The 4,475-nt window shown below is 58.8% G+C and carries 7 protein-coding genes and 1 pseudogene; 5 read left to right on the top strand and 3 right to left on the bottom strand.

Features of this window, described 5'->3' with window-relative positions:
- Positions 1–222 (top strand): annotated as a pseudogene (locus GVL12_RS26800) (IS4 family transposase); the annotation flags it as partial.
- Here GVL12_RS26800 and GVL12_RS25475 read toward each other — a convergent pair.
- Both GVL12_RS25475 and GVL12_RS25470 read right to left on the bottom strand, forming a co-directional pair.
- Positions 144–398, bottom strand: a complete 255-nt coding sequence (locus GVL12_RS25475; RefSeq protein WP_159918353.1) for a hypothetical protein — start codon at positions 396–398, stop codon at positions 144–146. The pseudogene GVL12_RS26800 and the gene GVL12_RS25475 overlap by 79 nt on opposite strands.
- Before the next feature lie 395 nt (positions 399–793).
- Positions 794–1,816, bottom strand: a complete 1,023-nt coding sequence (locus GVL12_RS25470) for a ParA family protein (RefSeq protein ID WP_159918352.1) — start codon at positions 1,814–1,816, stop codon at positions 794–796.
- 255 nt (positions 1,817–2,071) lie between these two features.
- Here GVL12_RS25470 and GVL12_RS25465 point away from each other — a divergent pair, with 255 nt between their 5' ends.
- Complete coding sequence (locus GVL12_RS25465) at positions 2,072–2,371, top strand: hypothetical protein (RefSeq protein WP_159918351.1); 300 nt, start codon at positions 2,072–2,074, stop codon at positions 2,369–2,371.
- Here the strand turns inward: GVL12_RS25465 and GVL12_RS25460 are convergent.
- Entirely contained in the window at positions 2,364–2,993 is a 630-nt protein-coding gene (locus GVL12_RS25460; protein ID WP_159918350.1) for a hypothetical protein, read from the bottom strand. The genes GVL12_RS25465 and GVL12_RS25460 overlap by 8 nt on opposite strands.
- On the opposite strand from GVL12_RS25460, the gene GVL12_RS25455 reads away from it, so the two are divergent.
- The 3 genes from GVL12_RS25455 to GVL12_RS25445 all read left to right on the top strand — a co-directional run.
- On the top strand, positions 2,986–3,423 hold the full coding sequence (locus GVL12_RS25455; RefSeq protein ID WP_159918349.1) for a hypothetical protein: 438 nt from the start codon (positions 2,986–2,988) through the stop codon (positions 3,421–3,423). The genes GVL12_RS25460 and GVL12_RS25455 overlap by 8 nt on opposite strands.
- 68 nt (positions 3,424–3,491) lie before the next feature.
- The gene (locus GVL12_RS25450; protein WP_159918348.1) at positions 3,492–4,349 is read left to right on the top strand and encodes a DUF2303 family protein; all 858 of its coding nucleotides are present in this window, start codon (positions 3,492–3,494) and stop codon (positions 4,347–4,349) included.
- A 40-nt stretch (positions 4,350–4,389) separates the two neighbouring features.
- On the top strand, positions 4,390–4,475 hold an 86-nt coding region (locus GVL12_RS25445; RefSeq protein WP_368855041.1), incomplete at its 3' end, for a transposase.

Raw genomic sequence — 4,475 nt, 5'->3', positions numbered from 1 at the left:
CGCCTGCTGCCACCTGAGCAACTGCCGCGCGCCGATGACGAGCCCCGGCAATTGCTCGAACGCCTGCTACTTCTGGCTGGGCGCATGAGTCCCAAGCAGTTGGCGACCTCCAAGCGCAAGCCCAAGGTTGCTCAGGCCAAAGGCTATGTCGATGGCCGCATCGCCCGCTCACATGTCTCCACTGCTCGTGTGCTTAAACAGGCTTCGAGGAAAAGACCTTGAAAGGGATGATGGTAAGAGCCCACGCGCAGGCCGTCAGTGAAGTACACCGCCTCGTTGACCTCGGCGAACACCACGGGCGTGGCGCGGCCGTAGCCGGCGGCGATCTGCTCGCGCGCTGCAGTGCCATCAGGCTTGAAGTCCAAGCGGAACAGGTCGCCCGCATCGGCGTAGAGCATGTAGGCCCCGCCGCGCGGCGCCCAGCCGGAATGGCAGTTCAGGCCCGCATGCGCCCGCGCGGCGCTTTAGCGTGCCGCGCGCGGTCACATCGACATTGACCGCCTCACGAAGCAGTTGGCCACCGCCCTCGTCCTGGCTCAGCTTGAGCTGGGAGTCAGGAAGGCGGTTGTTCATGCCCTGGGGGAAGGGTCCTATCGAAAGGGGTTTGGAAGCCATGGCCGCCAGTGTTCCCACTGGGGCGCATGACGTCGAACCTTAGAGGGGTGGGCTACTTGCGCATGGGGCTCAGATGGCCGACTGCTGATGCATACCGGTCTCGGCACGCATGACATGGGGTTTACGGCACGTCGTTTCCTTTGCGCAAGCGACGATGTGGACAGCTCGAGCTAAGCTATCACAGCATCGCAACTAGACCTGCCATCGCAGATTTGGCATTTTTGAGATAGTCACTTTTCACGTCCACGCGTTTTCCATTGACGCTTTGACGACCGGTGGCAAGCTGTGAAAAAGGTAAGCCTTTGGCAAACGCTACCACCCCTGTCGTCTGGAAATCGCGTACTTCAACGAAACCTTTTTGAGCTTTGGTAAAACCAAATATCTGAGGATTCGTCTTCAACAACCCCTGTATATCAGTATCGATCGCGGTAAGCACCGCCGAATATGCCGACGCGGCGCCCATATACTGGGTTAAACGATTCTTCACGATGAGGTGAACCTTCGGAAGCTGGCGACCTTCGTTGGTGAGCTTTGTGCCAAATGCATAGGCAGCGTAGATCGCTGAAGGCAACTGCAGACCATACACCAATGAAAACGCGTTCTGCAAAGCGCGCCGCGATGAGTCGTCAGCCATCACGGGCAATACCAGCCGCTGCGCTGAGGACAGTGCAATCTGAGTGTACATACTGAAACTCGGATTGCAATCAATGAAAACTGTGTCGTAGTCATCCTTGACCTGATCAAGCAAATCGTTCAGCCAGTCAATGACTCGGATCCAAGCATTTGTTCCTGGAATCTGGTTGTTCGCTAGCGTATTGACAGCGTTAGATTGCAGCTCCAAAAGAGGATCCCCACACACCAAATCAATATTATTTGGCATGCCTGGATTGAACTTATTAGGCTTGGTTATGAAATCCGTGGCAGTTAATGCCGGCATCGAATACGGGGCCGGTAAGCGCGCTTGGAAATAGCCCCCTATCGTGCGTCGCGGGGTTTGATGCTGCATTTCCAGCAACCTCTCACTCCCGCGATTGTTAAGACCGCCAAGCATCAGCTCTGAAAGGTTGGCTTGAGGGCACATGTCCACAGCCAGCACCCTGAGTTTAGGGTGCTTCTCGGCGTAACCAGCAATCGCCTGAAAAGCCAGACTTGTCTTTCCTGTGCCACCTTTGTTGTTCCAGAAAGCGTACCGAACATCCATAAAATTACCTCAACATGTGGATAAAAATCCATTCTCCCACATTCACATCCGGATGAAAAGCCAAATATTTCACGCAGACACCGGTTTTTTTGCCAACAAACTGCTGCTCTTGCTACCGTCGATGGCTTGCTTGCACCTAAGCCTCCCTTGCGATCCCATCACCACAACGCCCATCCACGGCCATGCTCTATGGTGAACCTTCTTCCAGAATCCACTCCGTCCACGAAGATGGCAGGATCTGAGTTGTAATGCCGCATGCGCAAAATCGCTGCCCTGCTCGTCGCACTTCCCGCTGCTGCCATGGCCAGTTGGCAAAACACCATCGCTACGGACGGCCAGGTGGATGCCTTCGGCATAGCGTTCTTCTTCTACCTGTTCTTCTGCTACGTGAACATCAATGACGGCTACAAGGAGAGCGTGGCCAAGGGCCGCAAATGTGTGCTGGGATGTACCGCCTTTGGGCTGGCGGCGCTATTCATCCCATTTGTGCGTTGGATCGTTGTCGTGGTGTTCCTGGTTTCCTTTGTGCAATTCGCCTGGAAATCTCTCAAGTAGCGCCAGCACCCATCACTCGGCGCGCAAGCTCATGGCGCCGCTGCTCAATGCGCTGCAGTTGCTGCCGCTTTTCAGTGGCATCCATCGCAGTGCTGGCCTCGATCTTCTTGGCCTGCTGATTGAGCTGACTCAGAAGCTTGGTGGCGGTGTTCACCGCCCCCCGGCTTCGAATCTTGTCCCCATCGCTTGCCATGATGTCTGCCGCCCCCGTGGTATCGCCACGCGCCAGCGCATCCCGATATGAGGCATAGGCTTGCTCGACATCGCGCGATTGCTCGTACATCGCGCTCACATATCGGCTACTTCCCGACGGCAGACTCTCGGCGAAGTTGCCGGCCAGAAACACATCCTTGAGGCGCATGGCCGGGCGGTCGCCACGATCGAGCGCCGGGCGGATTGCATAGTCCGTCGCCGTGGTCACCGCCGACGCGGCCCAGGAGAAATACCCGCGAAGCAGATGATCGACCTGCTTTGGCGACAGCCCCACCCATTCGCCTTTGAGCAACTGCGCAGGATCCGGCAGCCCCCAACCGCCGATGCTCATCCCGTGAGCACCAGCACCGCCCGCCCGCCCGCTCCAAGCGGGCATTTTTTCGTTCCCACCTGGAGATTCGATGTCCATGACCACCCCGCCCGGCAGCAGGCCGGCCACCGCGCCCGAGGGCGAAAAAGTCACCCCAGCCATCGCGGCCGCGAACGGCTCGAGCATCGTCAACGAACCCGCTGAAGTGCTGGGTGAGTTCGACGGCGGCCAGTACCTGCTGATGCTGGCCCGCGCGCTGGGCTCAGTCGCCAGTTCGGTGATCGACCACGACCGCAAGGGAAAGATCACCCTGGAACTGGACTTCTCGCGCATCAAGAAGACCCACCAGGTGGCGATCAAACATTCCCTCAAGTTCCAGCGCCCCACCATGGACGGCGAAGCGGGCGAAAAGGTGTCCCGCGAGACCGTCATGCATGTGGGCAAGTTCGGCAAGCTGTCGATCATGCCCGAGGCCCAGATGTCGCTGCTCCCCCCTGGCAACACCCAACCGCCCAGCGCCAGCTACTGAAGCGCTGACCCCGAAAGCCCGCCGTACACCGCGCGGGCTTTTTTGTTTCTCCCTCTCCAAAGGTTCCCATGTTCGACAAATCCGCCATCCAGCAGGTCACCCAGTCCGAAGCCACCAGCACCAGCAACCTGGCTCTCCAGCATTCCCTGACCGCCGGCGAGCCCCTGGCCATCTTCCACGAAGACTTCAAGATGGTCGACCTGGAGCAATACCTGCACCAGCGCCGCCGCGCGCGCAACAGCTTCAACACCCCCTACGTGGATGACTTCGCGCGCTACGTGGGCCAGCATCGCGAGGACGGCTGCAGCATCTACGTGAACGCCGAAGAAATGGCAGCCAAGGCCGTGCTGAACCAGGGCGGTGCCGATCGCCCCGGCCACGGCGACAACACCGCAGTGGTCAAGCTGCGCAAGACCGCGCCGTATGCCGCGCTGGGAGTGCTGACCGGCCGCCATCGCAGCCAAAAAGAACTGGCCGAGTGGCTGGAAGAATGGCGACACCTGGTCAAACCGCTGGACACGGATTCCCAGGTCCTGAACATCGCGCATGTCGTGGCCGGAGTGCGCAGCGTGAGCATCGAGCAAATCAACAATTCCACCACCAACGTGGAATCCCTGTCTGCCGAGCGCAGCGAACTGGAAAGCGTGAAGGCGCGCACCGGACGCGCCGACGCTGTGCTGCCCGCCTACCTGATGATGGAAATCCAGCCCTACAAGGAACTGCAGGCCCGCAAGTTCTATGTGCGCGTCTCGATCATCACCAGCGAGCGCGCGCCCACCTTCTCCCTGGCCATCCTGGGTCAAGAGATCCACGACGAGGAAATGGCCGAGGAATTTGCCAACGTGGTTCGCGACAGCTTCGCCGCAGCCGAAGGCCAGCCGGCCGCGCCTGATGTCCTGATCGGCTCCTTCTCCGTCAACCGCTAAGAACGTGTTCAAAGTCTCTGAGGTATGAGAAGCTCAGGGGGTGAGAAAAAGCTATCCAAGTGACATCAGTCGTGAACAATTCGAGATCATCAAGCCGCTGCTGGAAAGCGCGCGAAAGAAGACCAG

Origin of the sequence: Pantoea sp. 18069 (assembly GCF_902706035.1) — a bacterium.
Taxonomy (GTDB): Bacteria; Pseudomonadota; Gammaproteobacteria; order Burkholderiales; family Burkholderiaceae_C; genus Comamonas.
This window is presented reverse-complemented; position numbering and strand designations above follow the sequence as displayed.

Bases quoted from the DNA above. Each gene is read 5' to 3' on its own strand.
- GVL12_RS25475 (WP_159918353.1), bottom strand. From the start codon at position 398: ATGCTCTACGCCGATGCGGGCGACCTGTTCCGCTTGGACTTCAAGCCT.
- GVL12_RS25470 (WP_159918352.1), bottom strand. From the start codon at position 1,816: ATGGATGTTCGGTACGCTTTCTGGAACAACAAAGGTGGCACAGGAAAG.
- GVL12_RS25465 (WP_159918351.1), top strand. From the start codon at position 2,072: ATGCGCAAAATCGCTGCCCTGCTCGTCGCACTTCCCGCTGCTGCCATG.
- GVL12_RS25455 (WP_159918349.1), top strand. From the start codon at position 2,986: ATGTCCATGACCACCCCGCCCGGCAGCAGGCCGGCCACCGCGCCCGAG.
- GVL12_RS25460 (WP_159918350.1), bottom strand. From the start codon at position 2,993: ATGGACATCGAATCTCCAGGTGGGAACGAAAAAATGCCCGCTTGGAGC.
- GVL12_RS25450 (WP_159918348.1), top strand. From the start codon at position 3,492: ATGTTCGACAAATCCGCCATCCAGCAGGTCACCCAGTCCGAAGCCACC.